At 45.9% G+C, this 22,101-nt stretch carries 19 protein-coding genes; all 19 read right to left on the bottom strand.

Annotated features, from left to right (window positions below):
• Positions 1-51 precede the first annotated feature (51 nt).
• A complete protein-coding gene (locus tag KB186_RS00995; RefSeq protein ID WP_232772920.1) occupies positions 52-1,494 on the bottom strand; it encodes an aldehyde dehydrogenase family protein in 1,443 nt (480 codons plus the stop codon).
• A 33-nt stretch (positions 1,495-1,527) separates the two neighbouring features.
• Positions 1,528-2,568, bottom strand: coding sequence for a homoserine dehydrogenase (locus tag KB186_RS00990; protein WP_232772919.1), 1,041 nt, complete (start codon positions 2,566-2,568; stop codon positions 1,528-1,530).
• 15 nt (positions 2,569-2,583) lie between these two features.
• Positions 2,584-3,801: a cystathionine gamma-synthase family protein gene (locus KB186_RS00985; RefSeq protein ID WP_232772918.1), complete on the bottom strand. Its 1,218-nt coding sequence runs from the start codon at positions 3,799-3,801 to the stop codon at positions 2,584-2,586.
• 240 nt (positions 3,802-4,041) lie between these two features.
• A complete protein-coding gene (locus KB186_RS00980; protein WP_232772917.1) occupies positions 4,042-4,689 on the bottom strand; it encodes a GntR family transcriptional regulator in 648 nt (215 codons plus the stop codon).
• A gap of 727 nt (positions 4,690-5,416) precedes the next feature.
• Complete coding sequence (locus KB186_RS00975) at positions 5,417-6,799, bottom strand: M14 family zinc carboxypeptidase (protein ID WP_232772916.1); 1,383 nt, start codon at positions 6,797-6,799, stop codon at positions 5,417-5,419.
• A gap of 103 nt (positions 6,800-6,902) precedes the next feature.
• Positions 6,903-8,540: an ABC transporter substrate-binding protein gene (locus tag KB186_RS00970; RefSeq protein WP_232772915.1), complete on the bottom strand. Its 1,638-nt coding sequence runs from the start codon at positions 8,538-8,540 to the stop codon at positions 6,903-6,905.
• 400 nt (positions 8,541-8,940) lie between these two features.
• Positions 8,941-10,503, bottom strand: coding sequence for an FMN-binding glutamate synthase family protein (locus tag KB186_RS00965; protein WP_232772914.1), 1,563 nt, complete (start codon positions 10,501-10,503; stop codon positions 8,941-8,943).
• A 478-nt stretch (positions 10,504-10,981) separates the two neighbouring features.
• On the bottom strand, positions 10,982-11,548 hold the full coding sequence (locus KB186_RS00960) for an SLOG family protein (protein WP_173607668.1): 567 nt from the start codon (positions 11,546-11,548) through the stop codon (positions 10,982-10,984).
• Between the two features lie 221 nt (positions 11,549-11,769).
• The gene (locus KB186_RS00955; RefSeq protein WP_173607667.1) at positions 11,770-12,438 is read right to left on the bottom strand and encodes a YqeB family protein; all 669 of its coding nucleotides are present in this window, start codon (positions 12,436-12,438) and stop codon (positions 11,770-11,772) included.
• Positions 12,435-13,046, bottom strand: a complete 612-nt coding sequence (locus KB186_RS00950) for a TetR/AcrR family transcriptional regulator (RefSeq protein WP_173607666.1) — start codon at positions 13,044-13,046, stop codon at positions 12,435-12,437. The genes KB186_RS00955 and KB186_RS00950 overlap by 4 nt, the downstream gene beginning before the upstream one ends.
• A gap of 155 nt (positions 13,047-13,201) precedes the next feature.
• Entirely contained in the window at positions 13,202-13,990 is a 789-nt protein-coding gene (locus KB186_RS00945) for a 2-keto-4-pentenoate hydratase (RefSeq protein ID WP_221868456.1), read from the bottom strand.
• Positions 13,991-14,001: 11 nt separating this feature from the next.
• Complete coding sequence (dmpG, locus tag KB186_RS00940; protein ID WP_173607664.1) at positions 14,002-15,024, bottom strand: 4-hydroxy-2-oxovalerate aldolase; 1,023 nt, start codon at positions 15,022-15,024, stop codon at positions 14,002-14,004.
• Between the two features lie 25 nt (positions 15,025-15,049).
• Positions 15,050-15,937, bottom strand: a complete 888-nt coding sequence (locus KB186_RS00935) for an acetaldehyde dehydrogenase (acetylating) (RefSeq protein WP_232772913.1) — start codon at positions 15,935-15,937, stop codon at positions 15,050-15,052.
• Positions 15,938-15,959: 22 nt separating this feature from the next.
• Complete coding sequence (locus tag KB186_RS00930; protein ID WP_173607662.1) at positions 15,960-16,745, bottom strand: 2-keto-4-pentenoate hydratase; 786 nt, start codon at positions 16,743-16,745, stop codon at positions 15,960-15,962.
• A gap of 32 nt (positions 16,746-16,777) precedes the next feature.
• Entirely contained in the window at positions 16,778-18,244 is a 1,467-nt protein-coding gene (locus KB186_RS00925) for an aldehyde dehydrogenase (protein ID WP_232772912.1), read from the bottom strand.
• 10 nt (positions 18,245-18,254) lie between these two features.
• The gene (locus tag KB186_RS00920) at positions 18,255-18,716 is read right to left on the bottom strand and encodes a RidA family protein (protein ID WP_173607660.1); all 462 of its coding nucleotides are present in this window, start codon (positions 18,714-18,716) and stop codon (positions 18,255-18,257) included.
• Positions 18,713-19,717 carry an amidohydrolase family protein gene (locus tag KB186_RS00915; protein ID WP_221868644.1) on the bottom strand — a complete coding sequence of 335 codons (1,005 nt, stop codon included), beginning with the start codon at positions 19,715-19,717 and terminating at the stop codon, positions 18,713-18,715. Before KB186_RS00915 ends, KB186_RS00920 begins: the two co-directional genes overlap by 4 nt.
• Complete coding sequence (locus KB186_RS00910) at positions 19,708-20,244, bottom strand: 3-hydroxyanthranilate 3,4-dioxygenase (RefSeq protein WP_173607659.1); 537 nt, start codon at positions 20,242-20,244, stop codon at positions 19,708-19,710. The genes KB186_RS00915 and KB186_RS00910 overlap by 10 nt, the downstream gene beginning before the upstream one ends.
• 28 nt (positions 20,245-20,272) lie before the next feature.
• The gene (locus KB186_RS00905) at positions 20,273-21,760 is read right to left on the bottom strand and encodes a 4-hydroxyphenylacetate 3-hydroxylase family protein (RefSeq protein WP_232772911.1); all 1,488 of its coding nucleotides are present in this window, start codon (positions 21,758-21,760) and stop codon (positions 20,273-20,275) included.
• Between the last annotated feature and the right edge of the window lie 341 nt (positions 21,761-22,101).

Raw genomic sequence — 22,101 nt, 5'->3', positions numbered from 1 at the left:
TTGTTCCACCCCTTAGTGAAATGAATGTTTTTCAGGCATGGTGGTTCCCTGTTACGTTAAAAGTCTGAAGCATACTACTTTCGGTTCGGTCATTTCTTGCAGGGCAAAGGCAATTCCCTCACGACCGATTCCCGATCCTTTCACGCCCCCGAACGGCATCGCATCGATACGGTAATCAGAACTATCGTTAATCATAACACCTCCCACTTCTAGCTTGTAAATAGCAGAAAATGCCTTGTCCACTTCACGTGTGAAAATGCCAGCTTGAAGTCCGAAAGGTACTTGGTTCGCTTCACGTATAGCAGTATCCAAATCCGCGACTTTGAAAATAGAAACGACCGGACCAAATACTTCATCCTTCGCAATCTTGCAATTCGCCGGCACATTGATTAATACGGTCGGTTCGTAATAGGCACCGTTACGTATCCCCCCGCAAAGCAGCGTCGCACCTTTCTGCACCGCTTCAGTCACCCAATTCTCAACTCGTTTCGCTTCGTTTTCCGAGATCATGGGACCCATATCGGTTTCTTCCGATAATTTGTCTCCGACTCGGTATTGTTTCGTAAGCGTGACGAACCGATCAACGAATTCATCATAAATTTCTTCCTGTGCATAAATGCGCTGTACTCCTAGACAATTTTGACCAGCTGCCCAAAACGCACCCGACACAGACGACTCTACCGCTAGTTCCAAATCAGCATCTTTCAAGACGATGACGGGTGAGTTTGAGCCTAGCTCCATGCTCATCTTTTTTAGCCCGGCTTTTTTCATGATCGCTTCTCCAGTAGCTAGCCCACCTGTAAACGAAATCATTCGAATTGCCGGATGAGTGATTAATGCCTCCCCCATGTCATTCGTAAAGCCAGTAATAATGGAGAGCACCTTCGGAGGAAGTCCCGCTATATCAAATGCTTCTGCAAGCAGCAAGGCACTCAAAGGTGTCGTTGGCGCAGGTTTGACAATAATGGCATTTCCAGCAGCAATCGCGGGTCCGATTTTGTGTGCGACGAGGTTTAACGGATCGTTAAACGGTGTGATGGCAGTAATGATGCCAATCGGAAAACGGTAGTAATAGCCGACGCGATTTTCGCTGCCTGGCATTTGGTCAAATTGTATCGTTTCTCCGTAAATTCGTCTCGCTTCTTCCGCACTGATCCGCAATGTCTCTACACAACGCCTTACTTCCTTTCTTGCTTCCCGGATCGTTTTACTTCCCTCAAGAGCAATGACCTTCGCATATAGTTCTTTGTTCTCGGAAATCCAATCAGCGGCACGATGGATGATAGCCATCCGCTCATGCACTGGAATGGCCGCCGCTATCGTTTGTCCATCTTTTGCCTCTTCAATGGCGAACAGTACGTCGTCCTCATTAGCAGCCGGCACCGTTGCAATGATGCTATTATCATGCGGATTATGAACGTTCATTTCTTTATCGCGGGATACCCACTTCCCAGCTAGAAACATCTTTTTTTTAATGAAAGTTTCCGTCATCATCAAGTATAGACCTCCAGTCGAATTTCTTTTGCCCTACAATTGGCCACGGCTAATGTTGATCAAATCAATGAGAATAGAGAAGCCAGTCTCTGTGCGTCCAGCTCCTGCACCGATAAGCGTAATCGGACCTGCCAAATCGCAGTAATAGGTGATCGCGTTTTGCGCCCCTAATACGCCTGCCAACGGGTCGGTTAACGGGATTGCTTCGGGACCAACCTTTGCCATTACATGCTCCCCTTCTTTAACAACTCGTGCGATCAGCTTCCATCTTTTCTTATTTTCTTTTGCCCATTGAATGTCTTGTGGGGTAAGTTTCGAAATTCCTTCACGCGCGATCTCGTCTCTTTGAATATGAGCGTTCATGATCGTGTTTGCCAAAATCGTTACTTTATATTGAGCATCAAAGCCTTCGACATCGTTTCGCGGATCTGCCTCTGCATACCCGAGAGATTGCGCTTCTGCCAAGGCGTCCTCATAGGTCAATCCTTCCTCCATCCTAGTGAGGATATAGTTTGTTGTTCCATTGAGAATTCCGCGAATTTCGGAGATGTCGTTACCTACCAATGAAACGAGTGGCATACGGATGGATGGCGTTCCACTCATAACTGTTCCTTCATAGCACCAGCGAACCCCGTTTTGTTTTGCTACTGTCTCCAACTCTCGGAATGCCAGAGAAACGGGTCCCTTGTTGCTCATCACGATATTTTTCTTACTTTCAAAGGCAGCCTTACAATGATCGATCGCTGGCTGACCTGTTTTAATATCCGTGAACGTCATTTCTACGATCGTATCCGCATTGCTTTCCCTAATCGTTTGAAAGCTGTCCCAGCCTTTGATTAAGCCAGGGGTATCAGGGTAGCTCTGCAAACTGCCCGTTTCGCCCACAATACGTAAAGCCAAAGAGAGATCCAGACCGTCTGGATGATAGAGGGAGCCTTTCATCAGATCAGAAATCGCTACTACTTTCGCCTCGAAACCTACATTTGCGTATAAAGCGTCCGCTTTCGTTTCCAAAATTTCCGCCAATCCTTGTCCTACCACTCCAAAACCGAGTAATGCTACTTTGTGTGTCATTCTGATTCGATCCTCCTACAATGCTGTTTTGTTCATCTGTGAAGCCAAATAGTTGAATGCCTGTTCGAGATCTGAAATCAAATCTTCCGTATCTTCAATCCCAACCGACATACGAACCAATCCTTCAGAAATCCCCAAGGCCATCCTCTCCTCAAGCGTGCATTCCACGTGACTGGTCGTCCTAGCTGGGCCATAAATCGTCTCGACAGCACCCAAATTTCCCGCCCGGTTTCCTAACCGCAAATGAGGCAGAAAAACTTTAATCGCCTCCATTTCACCTTTCAGAACAAAACTAAGAATACCCCCGAATCCACTCATCTGCCGTTTGGCGACCTCATGATTTTTGTGGCTTTCTAATCCCGGATAATAGACAGCTTCCACGCACTCTTGTTTTTGCAGGAATCGGGCAACTTCCATTGCGCTTTTCGCTTGCTGCTCTACCCTGAGCTTTAATGTTTTCATCCCCCGCAAAATGAGGTAGGCGGACCAAGGATCCATCGTTGCTCCATTTATTTCTCTGTAGTGATACACTTTTTCCATCAACTGCTGAGAACCGCAAACGACTCCGCCCAATGCGTCCGCATGCCCGCTTAAAAATTTGGTGGCGCTGTGAATAACGAGATCAACACCGAGTAGAAGCGGATTTTGATTTATAGGGGTCGCAATCGTATTGTCGATAACAACCAATGCCCCGACTGATTTTGCTAGCTTGGCCAAATGCTCGATGTCCACAATTTTCAATGTCGGATTCGTTGGTGATTCCAAATAAAGTAACTGGCAGCCCTTTTGAATTTCTGTTTCAATTTCTTCTTGATTGCCGGTGTTGCACAAAACAACATCAACATTAATATTGGGCAAAAATTCAGTGAAAATTTTGTTCGTACCTCCGTACGTATCTTTTATGGAGACCACCCTGTCACCTGGTCGTAAAAATGTATACAAAGTACTGCTGATCGCAGCCATGCCGGATGAAAACGCTATAGCTCGCTCGGCCCCTTCCAGCGTTCTCAGTTTTTCTTCAAAGGCCTGAACAGTTGGGTTGGTCATGCGATTGTATATATGGCCTGGTTTATTCCCGATCGCTACGTCATACCATTCATCCACATCATCATATCCATAAGCTACACTTAACACGACAGGGACTTGTGTAGAACCAAAAACACTAAACTCCTTTTCGCCAGCCCAAACCGTTTTTGTACCCATTAGACTGTTGGAATTATCGATTTTTTTCATTTTTGCCTCCACTTTTGTAGAAATAACTTAACTCATGTAAAGAATATACAATATATAATATAATCATTGGTGAACACCTCCTATTCAATGATGAACATTCGTGATGTTTTTTGTGTTTAGTATATTGTATATTTTGTATTGTATTATTCGTTTCTAGAAAACACAATAGTCTTAATTTTTTTATTTATAAAAACGACAAGAGTTGTTACTACTCTTGTCGACCAGTCAAACTTATTTCTATTAAATCATCTCAGGATGCTCAATCTTCCAGTGATGGAATTGGATCAAGTTCGCCAAAGCATCTGAATCTCGTTCTTTAAAATAACGCAAGATCTGTTTATGTTGGTCGTTCATTTGTTTTAAGATGACATACAGTTTTTCCGAGTCGTTGCTCAAATAGGACTGCCGAATAAAACTGTTTTGCAATGATTCCATCATCGTAATCAGTGTATGGTTGTTGCACTTGTCGATGTACACCTTATGGAAAGCGGTTTGATATTTTTGATAATCATCGTAATTGTTCTCTTGGATCGACACATCAATTTTCCGTATATACTCCTCCATCTTGGACATATCATTGTCCGTGATAAACTCCATTGACAACCGTGCAGCCAAGGCATCCAATGAACCAATGACGGCGAATACATCCAACTTTTCTTTCGTATTTAGTTCCTTTACGAGAAAGCCGCGTCTCGGAATATACTCCAGGAGATTATCAGAGGACAACTGGATGAGTGCTTCCCGAACGGGAGTCCTGCTGACCTCCAGCTTTTCACAGATCTCTGCTTCATTAATCTTGTGATTTGGCAGCAATGTTCCATTCTGGATTCGCGAAGCAATATATTTGTATACGTGGTCTTTTAATGAGTCGTATTTGCGAGTAATCATCGTTCACCTCAATCAAAATAATATTTTGTATTTAATATTATGGTAGCATTGCACAATCTTTTGTTCAAGGTGTACCCTTCTGCTACAAGAACCTCGAAATGTAAATGTATCCCGGTTGTTTGTCCAGTTGTACGAATGTCTCCAATTGGTTGGCCTGACTGGTCCGCCACCAATTCTTCCGATCATTTTTAATTCCTTTCTTGAACACTTTTGATATGGAATAAAATCCTAATTCATTTTGGTGCAGTCGTGGTGTTTAGAAACAATTTAATCCTCCTAGATCATCCATCTGGCATTACTTACTTTGGATAAAATTTACTTGCTAGAATGAATGTTCTACGCCCCATTATCTGCTTATTAACAGCTTGTCATGCAGTTTGATTCTTATGCCGTCCTTCCCCTGTTATACCTCTCCTACAACTGTGCCGTCATAGACAACAAATATGATTGCTGGTTACAGGATCGATGACTGGTCTACCTTCTCCATCAAACAACGGTTCATCCATTTGAGCAAATTCTATCAGGTCTTTATTGTCCGTGAATACAATCTTCATGTATTCTGCGATAACCCCAAGTCCCTGGTTATCAGCCGTTGCTTCCTTTTGACGCTTGATCTCGGCTTTAATTTGAGGTTTTCGTGGGTTTTCCCAGCCAATTGCTTAAGCTTGCAACCTTTAATAGCAAATAGGAGGGGTATGCCCCTCCTATTTGCTATTAATCAGCAAGACTACCGATTCTTGCTGATGTGATTGGAGACTAGTAAACCGCATTCCAACTGAATACGTACCAATTTTTGAATGGGAATAACTGTATAGTTTAGTTCTCGTTCCAGCTCATCCGTATACTGTCGCAATTGGCGAAGCCCTTCTTGCAGCACTGCTTTCAATTTTGTAATTGCCTCTTGGTCGGTTGAGCCTTCCTTTGCTAGCCGCTCTAGCTCATATTCGCAAGTGCGGACCGCTAGTCCCAGGCTCAATCCTCGATAAAACTTCGAAACCACGAAACTGCTGAAAACTTGGGAACCCTTTGCCGGCTTTTCAAATTCAGGATCGCTCATTGCCCATTTTCTCTGTGCTTCGTTCCTTTCTTTGCGTGCAGGGGAAGAGGGGTCCATCAACTTGAAAAACGGGTTATCCTTTGAAATATAGGACCGTATGCCACCCAAAAGTCCCTCCAACATTTCAAAAAAAGCCTCACTTTGATCTGCTTCGGTCAGAAGTGCCTCTCTGCGGGAGATATTTGAGTCACTCTGATCCTCTATTCGTGGATCGAAAAAATATGGCAGCTCGGTGATTAATGTTACACAATCCGCTTTCGAAGAGGCGTATGTGTGGCTGTCTGCCCCCACATCAAGTGTCGGGGCTGTTCCTGTATGTTTCTCCATATAATCATAGTATTCGTCTTGTCCGTTTAAACTGAAGATGGCCGGAGCAAACTCTGTCGCAAATGGCGTCTCTGGTTCTCCTAGATCTAAAGGCACGTCTTCTTTCCTTGCTGAATTGTGAAATTTTTTGTATAATTCTGGCGAATCGTGTGAAATATACCAATAGGCACCGCATAATCCCCCATTGTGTAATGAATACATAAACGCAGGTCTAGTCTCGTCTATGATTTTCATAAGCACTTGCGTTTCAGGCAATGGTTTGTCAAAGCGATATTCTTTATATTCAAAAGGAAAAGTCCATTCCACCTGCTCGTAGCCGACAGGTCTATAGTAATTTCTAATGTAGTTAAAAATATTGAATGGTCCTTTAAACCAATTTTCATTTAGTCGCGTACCATCAGGGTCAACACATTTGATGATGTACCACGTGAAGCCCAGCTCGTCGCGCAAGGCCTTGTCCTCTGCCAATGCCCGGGAGAGATATTCCATCGTCATCGCGCCAATTGGCTCGTTAGGATGCGGGCAGGCAAAGCATAACGCATTTTTGGGCCCGTCTCCGATTTTGATACATTGAATGGGGTGTCCATCGCGGGACTTTCCCGCCTCAAATACGGTTACAGCATCAGGAAACTCTTCGGCCAGCTTTCTGGTGCTTTCATCCATTTCATCTACTGTTAGAAAAACCTTGTAGTCTGGCACCTTATCAATCACATGTTGAAAATTCATCGATCATTCCCCCTCGTCTGATGCAATCTTCCAAGTCATTCTAAAAAGATGCTATTCCTGTAACGTATCGATTAGGTTCTTGACGTAGACGGAAAGACTCCGTTTATTTTTCTACCCAGCTATCTTGGAAATTGGGAGTATAAGACGTCCATTTCACGCCTTTTACTCGCGAGCTTACTACCACAAAGATCTTGTCACTATAGATGGGAACAACATATGCTTGCCCAAGGAGATGTTGTTGGGCATCTACATATACCTGTTTTCTGGCTTTCGTTTCAGCGGTTGCACGTCCTTTTGTTAATAAGGCATCCAGCTTGCCGTCTTTTAGACCACTTATGTTAAAGCCAGCACCAATTTGGCTAGAGTGGAAACTTTGATATAAAGCATCAGGGTCATCGTAACTATAAGTAACCAGCGTTACATCAAAATTTCCTTTCATTAGTCCATCACTATACGCTGACTCCTCTAAATTTTGAATGGTAGCTTTGATACCCACCTCGCCCAGCATAGCTTGCAGCAACTGAGCTTGCATCTCAAACCTAGCCGAAATCATAAAGGAAAGGGTAAATACTTTTCCATCCTTTTCTCTCAGGCCTTCTCCGTTTACCTTCCATCCAGCAGCGTCAAGGAGCTTCTTTGCTTCTTCCACATTGTATTGGTATCCGTATTTTTCCAATGACTTATCATACCCCAATGTTGAAGGGGATAACAACGTTTGGGCAACCTCTCCTTCACCCATCAAAACCGCCTGGACCATCGCTTTTTTATTAACCAGCATATTGAATGCTTTTCTAACTTGGAGATCCTGGAACTCCGGTTTTGTCAAGTTCATATATAAACTAAAAGGTATCCCAGCCCGTAAGAGTTCCAGAACCTGATATTTTGGGTTATTTCGATACTTCTTGATATCTTTTGCGGGTACATCGAATGCAACATCGATGGTACCGTTTTCCAAAGCGGCCAACATAACACTTTTATCTGGAATTGTTTTGACCACCAGTTTATCAGCTCTTGGCGGTCCTTGATTTTCATCGAGCGGCATGGCCCACTTAAAGGCTTCATTGCGAACCAATGTAACCCCTTCGCCAGCCTTCCAGCTCTCAAACTTCCATGGACCCATTCCCACAGGATTTCGTCCATATTCCTCACCATATTTTTCAATGGCCTTCATGGATAGCGGTTGAGTTATACCAGTGCCTAAATCTTCAAGAATCGACACATTGGGTTCATGTAATTCAAGGATGAGGGTTTTATCATCAGGGGCACTGACGCTCTTCACCGGCATCATAACTATTCCCGCCAGTTTTGCTTTTGTTTTCGGATCCTTAATGCGTTCAAAGGTATCCTTAAAACTTTTGGCAGTCAGAGGTGTTCCATCGTGAAACGTAACATCAGAACGAATGGTAAAGGTGTACGTTTTTCCATCCTCTGAAATCTTAAATTCACTTGCGAGATTAGGTTTGAATTCTTTTGTAACAGGATCCTTGTAGACCAGCGATCCACCCATATTCCAAGTAACACCCATATCGTTACCAACTGACTTGTGAACATCTAGGGTATCTGCTTCACTTGCGTAAGCCACAGTGATGGATCCGCCTGTCTTTGGTTTGTCAGCCTCTGGCTGTTGATTTGGTTCAGATGTGGTTGATTGTGTGCTGCATGCAATCACCAACGACGTACATATCATAATTAGTAATCCTAAAATAATGCCATGAAATCTCTGTTTCTTCTTCTTTACCATGTTACAGCTCCCTTGTTCTGTATTTTTTAAAAAATCTACATGACGACATAATTTTAAAAATATATCTGACCTCCTTTACGTTTAAAGCGCCGGCATTAGCCCCCTGGTCCCGATTATAAAACCTCCAGCAAGAGGAGATTCAATCGTTAGTTTTCGACAATATGTTTCTTCAAAAGAATAGGGAGCTTGTTTAAGAAGCTCCCTGCGCGTGCTGAAATTTCAGCTCAGTCTTATTTTATTATCGTATTGTTAGAGTGATCGGAGCGTTGGAGAGAAGGGAATGGAATCAAGAGAATGCGGCCATTTGGCAAAATAACAGGTGCTCCTATTCACCTACTTGTTTTGTCATAAAGCCTCTTCCGTACACATTATTTTTCGGATGAAAAATCCCCGAACTACGTTAATCCGATCTGGACTGAGTTGTTTTCAAGCGGTTTCTATGTTTTAAGAAAAACTGCTTCTTCTTGTTTTCGTTACTCTGTTCGGAGGGATCAGGCATCGATTGATCACTGTCATTCTCGCTCGGAACCAAAAGCGATTCCATAAACTCTTTTGTCGGGATATACGGTTCATAGGCAAGAGGAACTTTTGTTATCTTGCTCGTCAATTCATCAAGGGCTGCAAGATCATCAACGCCAACTTGATGAACAGATGTTTTTCCCAATGCAAGAATTGCGACCTTCATTTCTTCCACAAACGACGTAAGAAAGTTCTCTAAATACTTTGCTGCTTCTTCCTCATCAAATTGAGCAGTTAAACTTCCCGGATAAAAAACAAGTTGAGTAGGAGGTTCCCAAGGAACTGCTTTTGTTACCTGATCATGCGTCATTGCCCACAAGAGAGCCGTCCCCATATAGACACCATCAACCCCTAACGCAAATGCTTTTAGGCAATCAGATGGCGTGAAGTATCCTCCTCCGCTTAACAAGGTAATTCTTTCCTTCACCCCGCGTTTTTGTAAGTAATGTACGGCACGTGAAACAGCATAAATGGTGGGGATTCCAAAATCGTCTTCCAGGATGGGAGGTCCGCCCTTAGATCCTGCCTGTCCGCCGTCAATGCTTACAAAATCAACCCCAGCAAAAATGGCGACTTCCAAATCGGCTTCAATCTTTGCGCTTGCACATATTTTAACTCCAATGGGGATTCCACCAGTAAGGGCGCGCAGATGATCAACTACTTTGCGAAGATCTTGTGGTTTATTGATATCCTTATGCCTGGAAGGAATGACGACATAATCATCATTCCCCACCTTCAAGATTTTTCTGGCTCTTCCTTGAACGTACTCCGAAGGGATAAAAGTTGCCGCACCCGCAATGGCTCCTTGGCCGATATGGATTTCAATCGCATCGGCCTGTTTGAGAATTTCTGGCTCTTTTGACCACTTGCCGCTGTGGTATTGAATAATTAAATGTTTGGCGTTTTGTCTCTCTTCGGGTAAAAATCCCCCTTCACCCGTATTTGTTAAAGTGCCGACCGCAGCGGTTCCTTTTGCAATCGCTATCTTTGCTTTCTCTGACACACCAATCCCATATCCCATTCCTCCTGCCATAATGGGTATTTCCAGAGATAAAGGTTTTTTTGCCTGAGGCCCGATGGTAATCCGCATATCTACATCTACATCTTCAGGGGTAACTAACGTGGCCAGTTGTGCCGGTGAAAAGATAAGTCCGTCGTAAGTAAGAAATTTACGCGGACTCCCAAATGGTCTTTCTATAACTGCCCCTTCTGAAGCGCGCAAGCTATTTTCAATCACAATTCTTGGTGACAGGCGAGTCAGTGCTGTTACCATTTCCCAAATGTTTTCGGGATACCGTTCATTCATGAGCCGCTTCGTGAACCGGCCAATGATCCATTGCAGCAACGACCTTGAAAAAATAAGAGCTAGAATTCCTGAAAATAGAATGGCTGTCATTGTACCCGTAAATGATCCGATGTCAAAAGACATCCATTTACTTCCCATTACACTTCTCCCCTTCGATACCGTTAGCAAAAGCGTACAGGCAGATAAGAATGATCCATGCGCAGGTTAGTGATAGTGGCAAGATTTTCAGAAATTTTGTGTTTTACCATCTTTTGGTTTACCGCAGTATCGTATTCTTTTCCTCCTGTAGTATTATCCAGTTAGACAAGTTTATTCCCACAAAAACGCCGGTGAGCACCCGCCGAACCTCCCGGGGCGAATACGATTTATGTTTGTTCAGCACCAGATCGAACTGACATGGACAGGAGGGTAGCAGGAATTTCATGCATGGAGTCAAAAAAAGCCTTTCCATCCGGTTGTCCCGGCAGAAAGGCTTTTTTGACTTTAGCTTTGCGGTTCCTTTTTGTGGAGTTCCTATATGATGCCCCCAAACTCTATGGCCTTAAACTAGAAAAAGGCAGCCGTTATAAGCTTGAGGAAGTTTGTGACTAAAAATCTTAGGTTTGTCGCTGTTTGATTAGAAGTTGTCATTGTATAATTCTTGTTGCTGTTCCTCTGCTATGGTCTGTAAGTCATATGCGTTAATTCGAAACAACTGATAATCGCCCGTATCCGCTTTTTTTGCGGCGAGCTTACTTAGAAATTTCGGGGAGCCTTCGTTTTCTTCATCGTAAACTAACAAGATACCGTCAGAATTGGCTAGCAAGAATTTGTCTTTCTCTCCAAGCTGCCAAGCTCCCTGATAAGGAGTTTGATAGACACTATTGATATAATCAGCTTGCATCACAATATTTCGGTAGTAATCCTGGGTCTCTTCCTTCCACTTTTCCTCTTGATTCAAAAACGGAGTAATTACCGCCAGTTTTAGATGCGGATACTCCTTTTTCAATTCCAGAACAGTTTCGGCTGCCCACATTTCTACCCCTAGTTGACCTGATATGATGACCCATTCCAATTCTTCTTCAAGGAATCTTGCGAGTTCCCGCTTCAGTGCTTTCTTAATTATCGCTAAGCCCGGATTTTTTTCATTGAAAATGCCAAGCTCGTGAGCCTTGTATCCTGATACAAATAACCGTTTTAACATGTTGCCACCTCAAATTTAAAAGAACTCTAGCGCTTCGTCTCATTTTTTCTTATATTATCACAAAGGTAGTTGGTCTCCTAAATTCCGATGATCGAGATAATAAATCCTCTATCCAAAAGCGAAGGTGTAATTTTTCACCCTTCAAGCTGAAATGTGCCCAAAAAAGCTGTAAAACAGCTGCTTAACCTCACAAGACGAGAATATTGAAATACCTGCTGATTTTATCGATAATATTGCCTTTTGTCCTTTTCTTTTACAGATACTCTTAGTTTCCAAAGTTCTTGAGCCAATTGAAAAGCTTCCTTATCATCTCCTTTTTCAATTGCTATTCCCCTTGCTTTTAATAGAGCATTCACAGCAGGAGATAGGTCGGGAGAATCCACAACCCATATTTTAAAGTCATGTTGAAATGGATCCGTATCGCTCCAAACATAATGATGTTTTCGAAATGCAGCACCAACTGTGCTTTTCGGAAGCTCTTGCTTACAACGAAATAGTTCTTTCTCATCTTTACCTAAAAACACCAATTGCTTGTTATCCACAAATACAAGGGAGATATCTTGCTTTTTGAAGAGAATTTCATCATCTCTAATTTTACATGTGACTTTATCATCATATACAGACGTTTCTAAGCTTTCATGAAAAGAGAGTAGAGTCAAGACAATCCCTGCAATCAAGCCAAGGATCATAGTAACAATGCCTACCCATGCTCCGTTATAGGAGGCAATTAGTTGTAAGGGCCCCTGGAAAGGTATCCACGGCAAAGAACTGCCCCATTTAGCAATACTCGGAAGAAACCAGCCGAACACTAAACCGATAAGAGGGAAACCAAGCCACAAGATAATCTTGTCCGTTTTTGAAAAATTTAATAATGTATGATTCTCACTCATGTAAAGTCTCCTTTGTTAGATAATACGCTTGTAATGGTTTCTCTCCATACAGCTGAAACATCCAGTTGAATGCCAATCAACGGATAATTTGATAAGTTATCGAGTGTTAACGCTAGTACACATGCTTTTTCACGCAAGCCTTTTGAATCCGTATGACCAAATTCTTCCCCTTTTTGTAGTAATCGAAAAAAACCGTCAATAAAGCCTTCCTGTACGGCCTTAATTTTTAATCGGTACTCTTTATTATGGGAAGATTCTCGGCTCCCATATATAAGAAACTCATTTAATACCTGTACAACAAGCATTTGTGTATCTGTAGTCTCTTCAACCAATAATTGCAAGCCGTCACGAACCATCTTCTCTACAAAATTCTTTTTCGTATACTCATGAATTTGAAAGTATTGTTCAAAACTATACCCTTCTAAAATCCAAGCGAAAACAGCGTCTATTAGTTCCTCTTTCGAAGAGTAATAATAATAGATGGATGGCTTCTGTATGCCTACAGAATGAGCAATCATGGAAAGGGAGGCTTTTTCAATTCCATACTGTCCGATCAACCATGTGGTCGTTTCAAGAATTTTTTGTCGTGTTGCTTCGCTTTTATTCATTTTATCACCATTTTCTACCTAACGTTAGTTAGATAATAGCCGCTAATTTCGCTGATTGTCAAGATGGAGGTAAAATATTCGGCTCCCAACATAAAAAGAAGCCGTGAGAATACGGGATAACTCCCTGCATTCTTCTCGGCTTTTCGCCTTACTGCCTAACCCATTTTCACTACGAACTCCATACTTCCGAGGCCACCCCATTTGGCACTTACGACATCTCCTTCCCGTAGCTGATGGGAACCGGTAATGCCCCCGGACAAAATCAAATCTCCCTTTTGCAGCTTGCGACCTTCGCGAGCAAGCATATTCGCCAGCATTGCGACTGAGCGGGCTGGATGACCGAGAACTGCCGCACCAGCCCCCAAGTCTTTGAGCTCGCCATTGATCGAAAGGGTAACGCCAACCAAATCGAGTTCAAGTTCATCAGGCTTTCTCCATGTCGACCCGATAAATACACGGGAAGACGAAGTATTGTCCGCAATGACATCCGGCAAGGTAAACTGGAACTGCGCATACCTGCTGTCGATAATCTCCAGAGCGGGAACCACATAGTCAGTGGCTGCCAGAACATGAGCCTCCGTGATGCCCGGTCCTTCCAAATCCTCACGCAAAACAAAGGCAATTTCCGCTTCCACCTTGGGATGAATCAATTCATTGATCGGCAGAATCCCGTCCTCGATATTCATATAGTCAAAAATATAGCCCCGAATCGGTTCGTGCACATTCATCTGCTTCATTTTTGCCTGACTGGTCAAACCCATTTTAGAGGCAAAGATTCGATGACCCTGCTGAAGCTTGAGGGAGACAAGCTCATTTTGGATACGATATCCATCTTCCACGGTCAGATCGGGGTATTCAGCTGTCAGCTTCACAACCTCCTCCCTATTCAACTCCGCATCCACCAGCTTCTGAGCTAGCCTTTTGTATAATAGTTCCGATTGCACGCTGATCCCCCCTAAATCATTTTGGTAGAGCTGTACCGTTGGGCGATTTCCGCTGCGACATCCAAGATCATGTCTTCTTGTCCGCCCACGACCTTTCGTTTTCCCAGCTCGATCAAAATATCCCGGGAATCGATACCGAATTTCCTGGCTGCACGCTCGGCATGAAGCCGGAAACTGGAATAAACACCCGCGTATCCGAGAACGAGAGCGTCTCTGGTAATTTCCTGAGGTACTTGAAGAATCGGCGACACGATATCCTCCGCCAGATCCATCATTTTGTACAAATCGACGCCCGTCTGAATGCCCATTCGATCCAGCACAGCTAGGAGAACCTCGGTCTGTGTATTGCCCGCACCTGCACCCAAGCACCGAACACTGCCGTCAATCCAGGTGGCACCCTCTTGAATGGCGACGAGCGTATTGGCCATGGCTAAAGACAAATTATTGTGTGCATGGAAGCCAATGGGAATATTCAGACATTGCTTCAATGATCGGACTCGTTCCCCTGCTTGATCAGGTAGCAGAGCGCCAGCAGAATCGACGATGTACACGACATCGGCTCCATAGCTTTGCATGAGTCCAGCTTGCTCCGCCAGTTTTTCCGGAGCAGCCATATGCGCCATCATCAAAAAGCCAACTGTCGTCAAGCCAAGCTCTTTCGCTTGATAAATATGCTGAGCGGAAACGTCCGCTTCGGTCGCATGTGTGGCGATTCGTGCCATGCCTACCCCTAGGCCTGAGGCTGTCTTCAAATCTTTGATCGTGCCGATTCCCGGCAGCAGGAGCACGCCCACTTTCGCTTGTTTACAAACGGAAACAGCAGCCTCGATCAGCTCCAGCTCGGGGGTTCTGGACAGACCATATTGCAGGGACGATCCGGCCAATCCATCTCCATGGGAGACTTCAATATACGGTACGTTTGCTTCATCTAATGCGCGCGCCACTTCGACTACTTGCTCCACGGTAAACTGGTGATTGATCGCATGGCTTCCATCTCGAAGCGCTACTTCAGTGATCACAATATCACGAGTCATTTGCGGTTCCTCCTTTCATTCGTGGCTATATACTCGTGCCGATGCCGATAGCTTGCTTGGCATATTCCTCTGCTACCTTCACCGCTGTCGCCGTCATGATATCCAGATTGCCTGAATAAGTAGGGAGGTAGTCGCCCGCGCCTTCCACTTCCAAAAACACGGTGATTTTGTTTTCATCAAAGATCGGTTCTGAGCGTAGGCGGTAACCAGGAACGTATGATTGAATATAGGAGACGGTCTGATGAATAGCCTTCACGATCGCCTGTCGGTCCGCTCCTTCCTCCACTACTGCATAGACAGTATCCCTCATCAGGATCGGCGGTTCTGCCGGATTCAGGATGATGATCGCCTTGCCTTTCTTCGCTCCGCCAATCGCTTCGATACCATGTGCGGTCGTCTCCGTAAATTCGTCGATGTTGGAACGTGTGCCAGGACCAGCGCTTTTACTGGAAATAGTGGCCACGATCTCTGCGTAGCTGACCGGACTCACACTCCCTATCGCATGAACAATCGGAATAGTAGCCTGGCCGCCACATGTGATCAAATTGATGTTTTTTTCATTCAAATGTGCACCGAGATTCACAGATGGTACGACAAAGGGCCCTACAGCGGCAGGCGTAAGATCGATGGCGAGCTTTCCAGCCTCCTGGAGCGCCTTCGCATGCCGAATATGCGCATGGGCAGAAGTAGCGTCAAAGACGATATCCGCAAGATCCGCACTGCTTTCCAAAAACGGTTGTAATCCGCCGTCAAATACGTAGTAACCAGCTGCCTTTGCTCTACGCAGACCATCCGAATCAGGATCGATTCCAATCATGGACGTCAGTTCAAGAACTGGCGACCTTCCCAGCTTGATCATCAGGTCTGTCCCAATGTTACCCGAGCCCAGTATGGCTACCTTTACTTTCTTCATACACGCACTCCTTTCGTGTTTTTTACTTACTAAACCTGACTCCTACAGAACCAAGTCCAGCAATCCGTGTATGAAATACATCGCCAGGCTTCGCTTCGACCGCTGCCGATAACGCACCGGACAAGATGATTTCTCCCGCTTGGAGTGTTATCCCTAATTCGTACAGCTTGTTCGCTAACCATGCTACACAAGATGCAGGATTGCCTAACGCGGCGGCACCTACACCGGTATTGACCAGCTCTTGATTTTTATAAAATGCCATTCCTGCCAGAGGAAGATCCAGATCTTGCGGTTTCATAGGATGTCCACCCAGCACGTAGAAGCCGGAGGATGCATTGTCCGCAATGGTGTCTTCCAGTTTGATTTGCCAGTTGGCGATACGGCTGTCCACGATTTCCAAAGCAGGCACTACATATTCCGTTGCCATTAAGACGTCATAAGTGGTTACATGTGGCCCTTCCAAATCTCGCTTCAGCAGGAAAGCAATTTCTGCTTCAACCTTTGGCGAAAGGACATGCTCGAAAGGCAGTTCTCCGTTGTTTTCCACGACCATGTCGTCCAAAAGATGTCCATAGTCTGGCTGTTCCACGCCAAGCAGTGTCTGCATGGCGCGAGAGGTCAGGCCGATTTTCTTCCCTGTAATCCTCGCGCCTGCTGTCACTTTTCGCTCAATCGTCTTCAATTGAACGTGGTATGCCTCTATTTCGCTGATTTGCGGATCCAGTAAAGTGAGTGGCGATACTCCCACCCCTTCACGACTCGCCGCCGCTAAATGATCGGCGAATCGCGTGATTTTTTCTATGTCCACACGGCTCCCTCCCTGATTTGCTGTTCTTCTCGCTATAATTTTAGGGTGATTGTCTTGACCTCGGAGTAGAATTCGAAGCTGTGACGCCCGCCTTCGCGGCCAATCCCGCTGTCCTTGGCACCGCCAAACGGAGTTCGCAAATCACGCACATACCAGCAATTGATCCATAAAAGACCTGACTTCACCCGATCAGCCACGCGATGCGCGCGCCGCAGATCGTTGGTCCAAACGACTCCTGCCAAGCCGTAAGCCGAATCATTGGCGATCCGAATAGCGTCCTCTTCTGAACGAAATGGAATGATCACGATGACCGGACCGAAAATCTCTTCCTGCGCCACCCTCATTTTGTTGTCTACATCATAGAGAACGGTTGGCTCCAGGAAATTGCCGTCACCCAGCCCGCTGATCCGTTTTCCGCCGTAACCGAGTTTGGCTCCTTCTTCCAGTCCGATCTGGATGTAGTGCTCCACCGTTTCCAAGTGACTGCGGGACACCAACGCCCCCATATCTGTATCTGGTTCCAGAGGATTTCCCACCTTGATTCTTTGAACAGCCGCCAAAAATTTGTCCAGAAACTGATCATATACGCTTTCTTGTACCAACAAACGCGATCCCGCCAGACAAATCTCGCCCTGATTGCGGAATATCGCCTCGACCGACCCTTTTACCGCTTCATCAAGATCGGCATCCTCAAACACGATATTGGCTGATTTGCCTCCCAATTCGAGCGATACCGGAATCAGGTGCGAAGCGGCATTCTGCATGACAGTCTTTCCAGTGTTCGATTCTCCCACAAAAGAGATCCGGCGCACATGGGGATGCGTCGTCATTGCCGTACCGACAGTCCCGCCAGGACCAGTGATGATGTTGAGCACGCCAGCAGGCAAACCCGCTTCATTGGCAATCTCACCGAGCATCACCGCCGAGAGAGGCGTGTACGAAGCTGGCTTTACCACGACGGTATTTCCTGCCGCTAAAGCAGCCGATGCTTTCCAGGTCATCTGCATAAAGGGCAAATTCCATGGAATGATCAGACTTGTCACACCTGCCGGAGCATATTTGGCGTAGGACATAAAATGGCGCATTTCATAATGCTCATGGACCGTGTATTTAGCCATTTCGGCAAAGAAGCGCAAATTGGCTGCCGCTCTCGGAATATCGAAGCCCCGGCTTTCTTTGATCGGCTTGCCGACATCAAGCGTCTCCACCAAAGCGAGTTCGTCCACACGCTCCATCACCAGATCAGCCATTTTGCAGAGAATCTTGGCTCGCTCATCTACGGACCTCTCACTCCAAACGCCTGACTCAAACGTACGCTGCGCCACGTCAATCGCCCTTTTTACATCCTGTTCACTTGCATTGGCCACAGAAGCCAGCTTGAGATTTGTCGCCGGATTGATCGTATCAATGGTTTCTCCGGAAACAGCGTCCACGTAAGCTCCGTCTATGAATAGCTTGGCGCCTTTTATTACCGGGTTTTCCTTGGCAGTATGACTCATGGGAATCCTCCTAATTCTCGATTTCCAAGATCATCTCTACTTCTACGGCGTTATTTAGCGGGAGCTGGGCCATCCCTACAGCGGATCGCCCATGCCTGCCTTTCTCGCCGAATAGCTCCACCAACAAATCGGATGCCCCATTCATGACTGTAGGCTGATCGATGAAAGCTGGGTCGCTGTTAACGAATCCGAGTATTTTGACCACTCGTTTGATTCTCCTCAGCTCCCCTAGCTCATGTTTGGCAACAGCCAGCAGATTGAGCATACACTGCCTGGCAGCCATGTAACCTTCCTCTGTCGTGACATCCTGTCCCAGCTTCCCTCGATATTCATTTGTCCCTTGTCCTGCCAGAAAGAGGAGATTGCCCACTTGGACACAACCGACATAATTACCGGCAGGCTGTCTCGGTTCAGGCAGGTCTAAGCCCATAGCCTGTAGCCGTTGTTCCGGTGTTTCAGTCTGATGCTTCACAGTGCTTTCATCTCCTTTATGTTCAGGAAGCGAAGCGCGTTTTCACCCAGCAACGCCCGCTTCTGTCCGTCAGTCAGCTCCAACGTATGATCGATGACTTCCCCGGGAGGTGTTTCACGAAGCAGGAAGGGATAATCCGAGCCCATCAAGATCTTATCTTCGCCAAAGCGCTTCATCATGTATGGAATGTTCAGTGGGTCGTATGTCAAGGAATCAAAGTAGAATTGTTTCGCGTACACACTAGGCGGTTGTTCGGTCAGACGCAGATGCGGCCATACCTTCCAGCCTTGGTCCAGCCTGGGGAGAATATAAGGAAAAGAGCCGCCGCCATGGGCAAAGCAGATTTTCAGGCGCGGAAACTTCTCGATCACACCTCCCAAGATAAGACTTGCTGCGGCAAGCGCTGTCTCACTTGGCATCCCGACGGTGTACATTAAGTTGTGCCGCGGCATTCGTTCTCTGCCCAGTGTCTCCCATGGATGGACGAAGAGTGGCACATCCCATGTCTGACACATTTCAAAAAAAGGAATCATTCCCGGGTCGTCCAGATTGTTGCCATTTACGTTGGTACCGATTTCGATCCCTCTCAGGCCTAGCTCGTGCATGCAGCGATCCATTTCCCGAATGGCTGCCTCGGTGTCCTGCAAGGGAACTGTCCCCAATCCGATGAAATGATTCGGATGTTGGTTGACTGTCTTTGCAATAAAATCGTTTTGAATCCGCGCCATCACTTCTGCTTCGGATGCCGGGGCCCAGTAGGAAAACGTGACCGGAATAGGTGACAACACCTGCATATCCACGCCTTCTTGCTGCATGTCATGAATCCGTTTTTGGGGATCCCATACCTGATCCGTCACTTCGCGAAATACTTTTCCCCCGACCATGATAGTTGCCCCGCATGTGCAAGTGCGGTGCAGAACTGGCCAGCGCTCTCCATGAAATCGTTCAGCCAGATTAGGAATATCCTCTGGAATGATGTGGGTATGGAAGTCTACTCGCATTTCCACTCACTCGCTTCCGGAGACATGACGTGCCCGCATTTTTGGCATGTACGCAGCTCCAGATTACTGTTGAAGCCTTCGATCGCCTCTTTTACCTGCACCTCTATGTTGGTCAGTTGAATCCGTACGCGATGCATTTCGTGGTCGCAGTTATCACAGTACCAAGCAAAGTCCTCCAGTTCTCCCTCACTTCTGTTGCGCTCAATCACAAGGCCGATGGTATCCGCGATCCGGTGTGGGGAATGCGGGACATTCGCCGGAAGAAGGAACATTTCCCCTTCTCTGACCGTAATGATCTCGCGCTTTCCATCCTGATTTATGATCTCTACGAAGCAATCACCCTTCAGCTGGTAAAAGACTTCCTCGGATGGATCAATGTGAAAATCCCGCCGCTTGTTCGGCCCTCCCACTACCATGACCATAAGCTCTGCATCTTTCCAAATCACCTTGTTATTCACAGGTGGCTTGAGCTGATCGATGTGATCCTCGATAAACTTCCACAAATGGATAGGTGCCAATGTACCCATGCTCTATTCCCTCCCTGTTTTACCTTGTTTAAAGAACCTGCTCCGTCTGCGATGCCGATTTGGCAGCAAAAACGCTAAGCGCGTCATCCACCATCGTGCAAGCATGAGACTTCTTGTAGTTGTTGTAAAAAATAGCCAATTTACGCACCGGATCACCGGTATAGTACCGCTCGTATTGCAGCAAACGCTGTCCAAAGGCTTCCCCGCACAGGTCCCAAGCGAGCTTAAACAGGCGAACCCGATCTGTACCGGAGATACCCTTTCGTCCCGCATAAAACTTTTCCATATCCTCCGCCAACTCGGGATGCACCATATCACTGTCTGTCGGGGACATGAGCAATCCGCCTGCTCCAATAATTTGGATGACTTCGATCGCCCGCGGGTACAGCTTCGGAAGCAGTCCGCGAATGGTTTCGAGCTGTACATAACCCGGCATGAGCTCGCCCGACGGCAAGGTCTCGTACTCCAGCTCTGCTGTCTTTAGCAGCGCTCTGACCGATTCCAGCGATTGCGCTAGCTCCCCGAGATGGTTTTGGACATTCGGATAGACGTCTACCCCGATGGAGTCTGCCAGCCGCATGGCAACTTCCGTGGCAAATTGGAGCTTCAACAGTCCTCTCACCCCTGTCTGGTGCGCCGGCTGTTGTCCGATACCTGTCTTTGGATAAAGCAGGTTGGCTGCTTCTACATTGTTGTACAGGAATAAGCGCTCCCAAGGCACGAGTACGTCATGAAAGACAAGAACAGCATCCATTTCTTCGAAGCGAGATGCCAATGGATGGTCATAAACGGAACGAATCCCATCCTGCATGGGCTCTCTACAAATGATCCGCAAGCCTGGCGTGTTAATCGGTATGGCAAATGCCAAGGCATAACGCTCATCTCCTGGCTGGAACCCGGGGAACGAGTAAATGATGACTTCATCCGTGATCGGCGCCAGTGTCGCGAGCATTTTCGCTCCTTTGACAATCAGTCCTTCCGGCGTCTCCTCTACTGCCCCCAAATGGGTGTAGACATCGTTTTGTTCGTGCGAGGACTTGCTGCGGTCATTTTGCGGATTGATAATCGCATGCGTTAAAAACAGGTCTTGATCGCGAACATACTTGTAATAATTTTTCACATTTTCTGCCCACTGTGGATTGTACCTTTCCAAGAAAGACGCATTGCTGTATAGCGACGTCAAGACGATATTGAGAAAATCCGGCGTTCTTCCCATCAAGCCAAAAGTGGCTTCCGCATAAGCTTCGTACACGGCTCGTTTCGCCTGCAATTCCTCAGGGGTCTTTGCAACGAGAAAGGCGTTGTTCACACGCTCACCGGTCTCCTGACAAATATGGGTAATCTTTTCCTGGTATTTCTCGTCATGCTGCATGTCATACAGTTTGGCTATTTCCTGAATCGGCTGTCGAAAAACGGCTTCCTCACATACATTTGTCACCTTTCTGCCTTGCAGCCAAATCTCCGGTTGCCGTGATTTCAAGCCCCGAATGTATTGGTCACCTGTACGGATTCCCACTACCATTCCTCCCTGTAGATTTTTGTTGGTTGAGCCGTTTTTGATCTTAAATCGCATTATAATGTCTGTCTCTTCTGAAAAATGTAACCCACTTAACATCACGGCTGAAAAATAGAAACGGAGTGGGAAAGTCGAATGGCTCACCTGGTTCATCGGCAAGTGAGTATGTAAACGAATTAACATCATTTCTGTTTTTCTTTCGAATGCACATCCTTTTCACGTTGAAATATTGGTAAGGAGCTTTTTATTTTCATATAATCAAGAGTAGTAAATTCAGAAAATTAAGACTCAATATGGGTTGGGGTGGATGCTTAGAGGAGGCAAGATCATGGTTAAGGAAA

Source organism: Brevibacillus sp. AF8 (assembly GCF_021270385.1).
Classification (GTDB): domain Bacteria; phylum Bacillota; class Bacilli; order Brevibacillales; family Brevibacillaceae; genus Brevibacillus.
The sequence above is the reverse complement of the archived record's forward strand: the minus strand, read 5'-3'. Positions and strand labels throughout refer to the sequence as shown.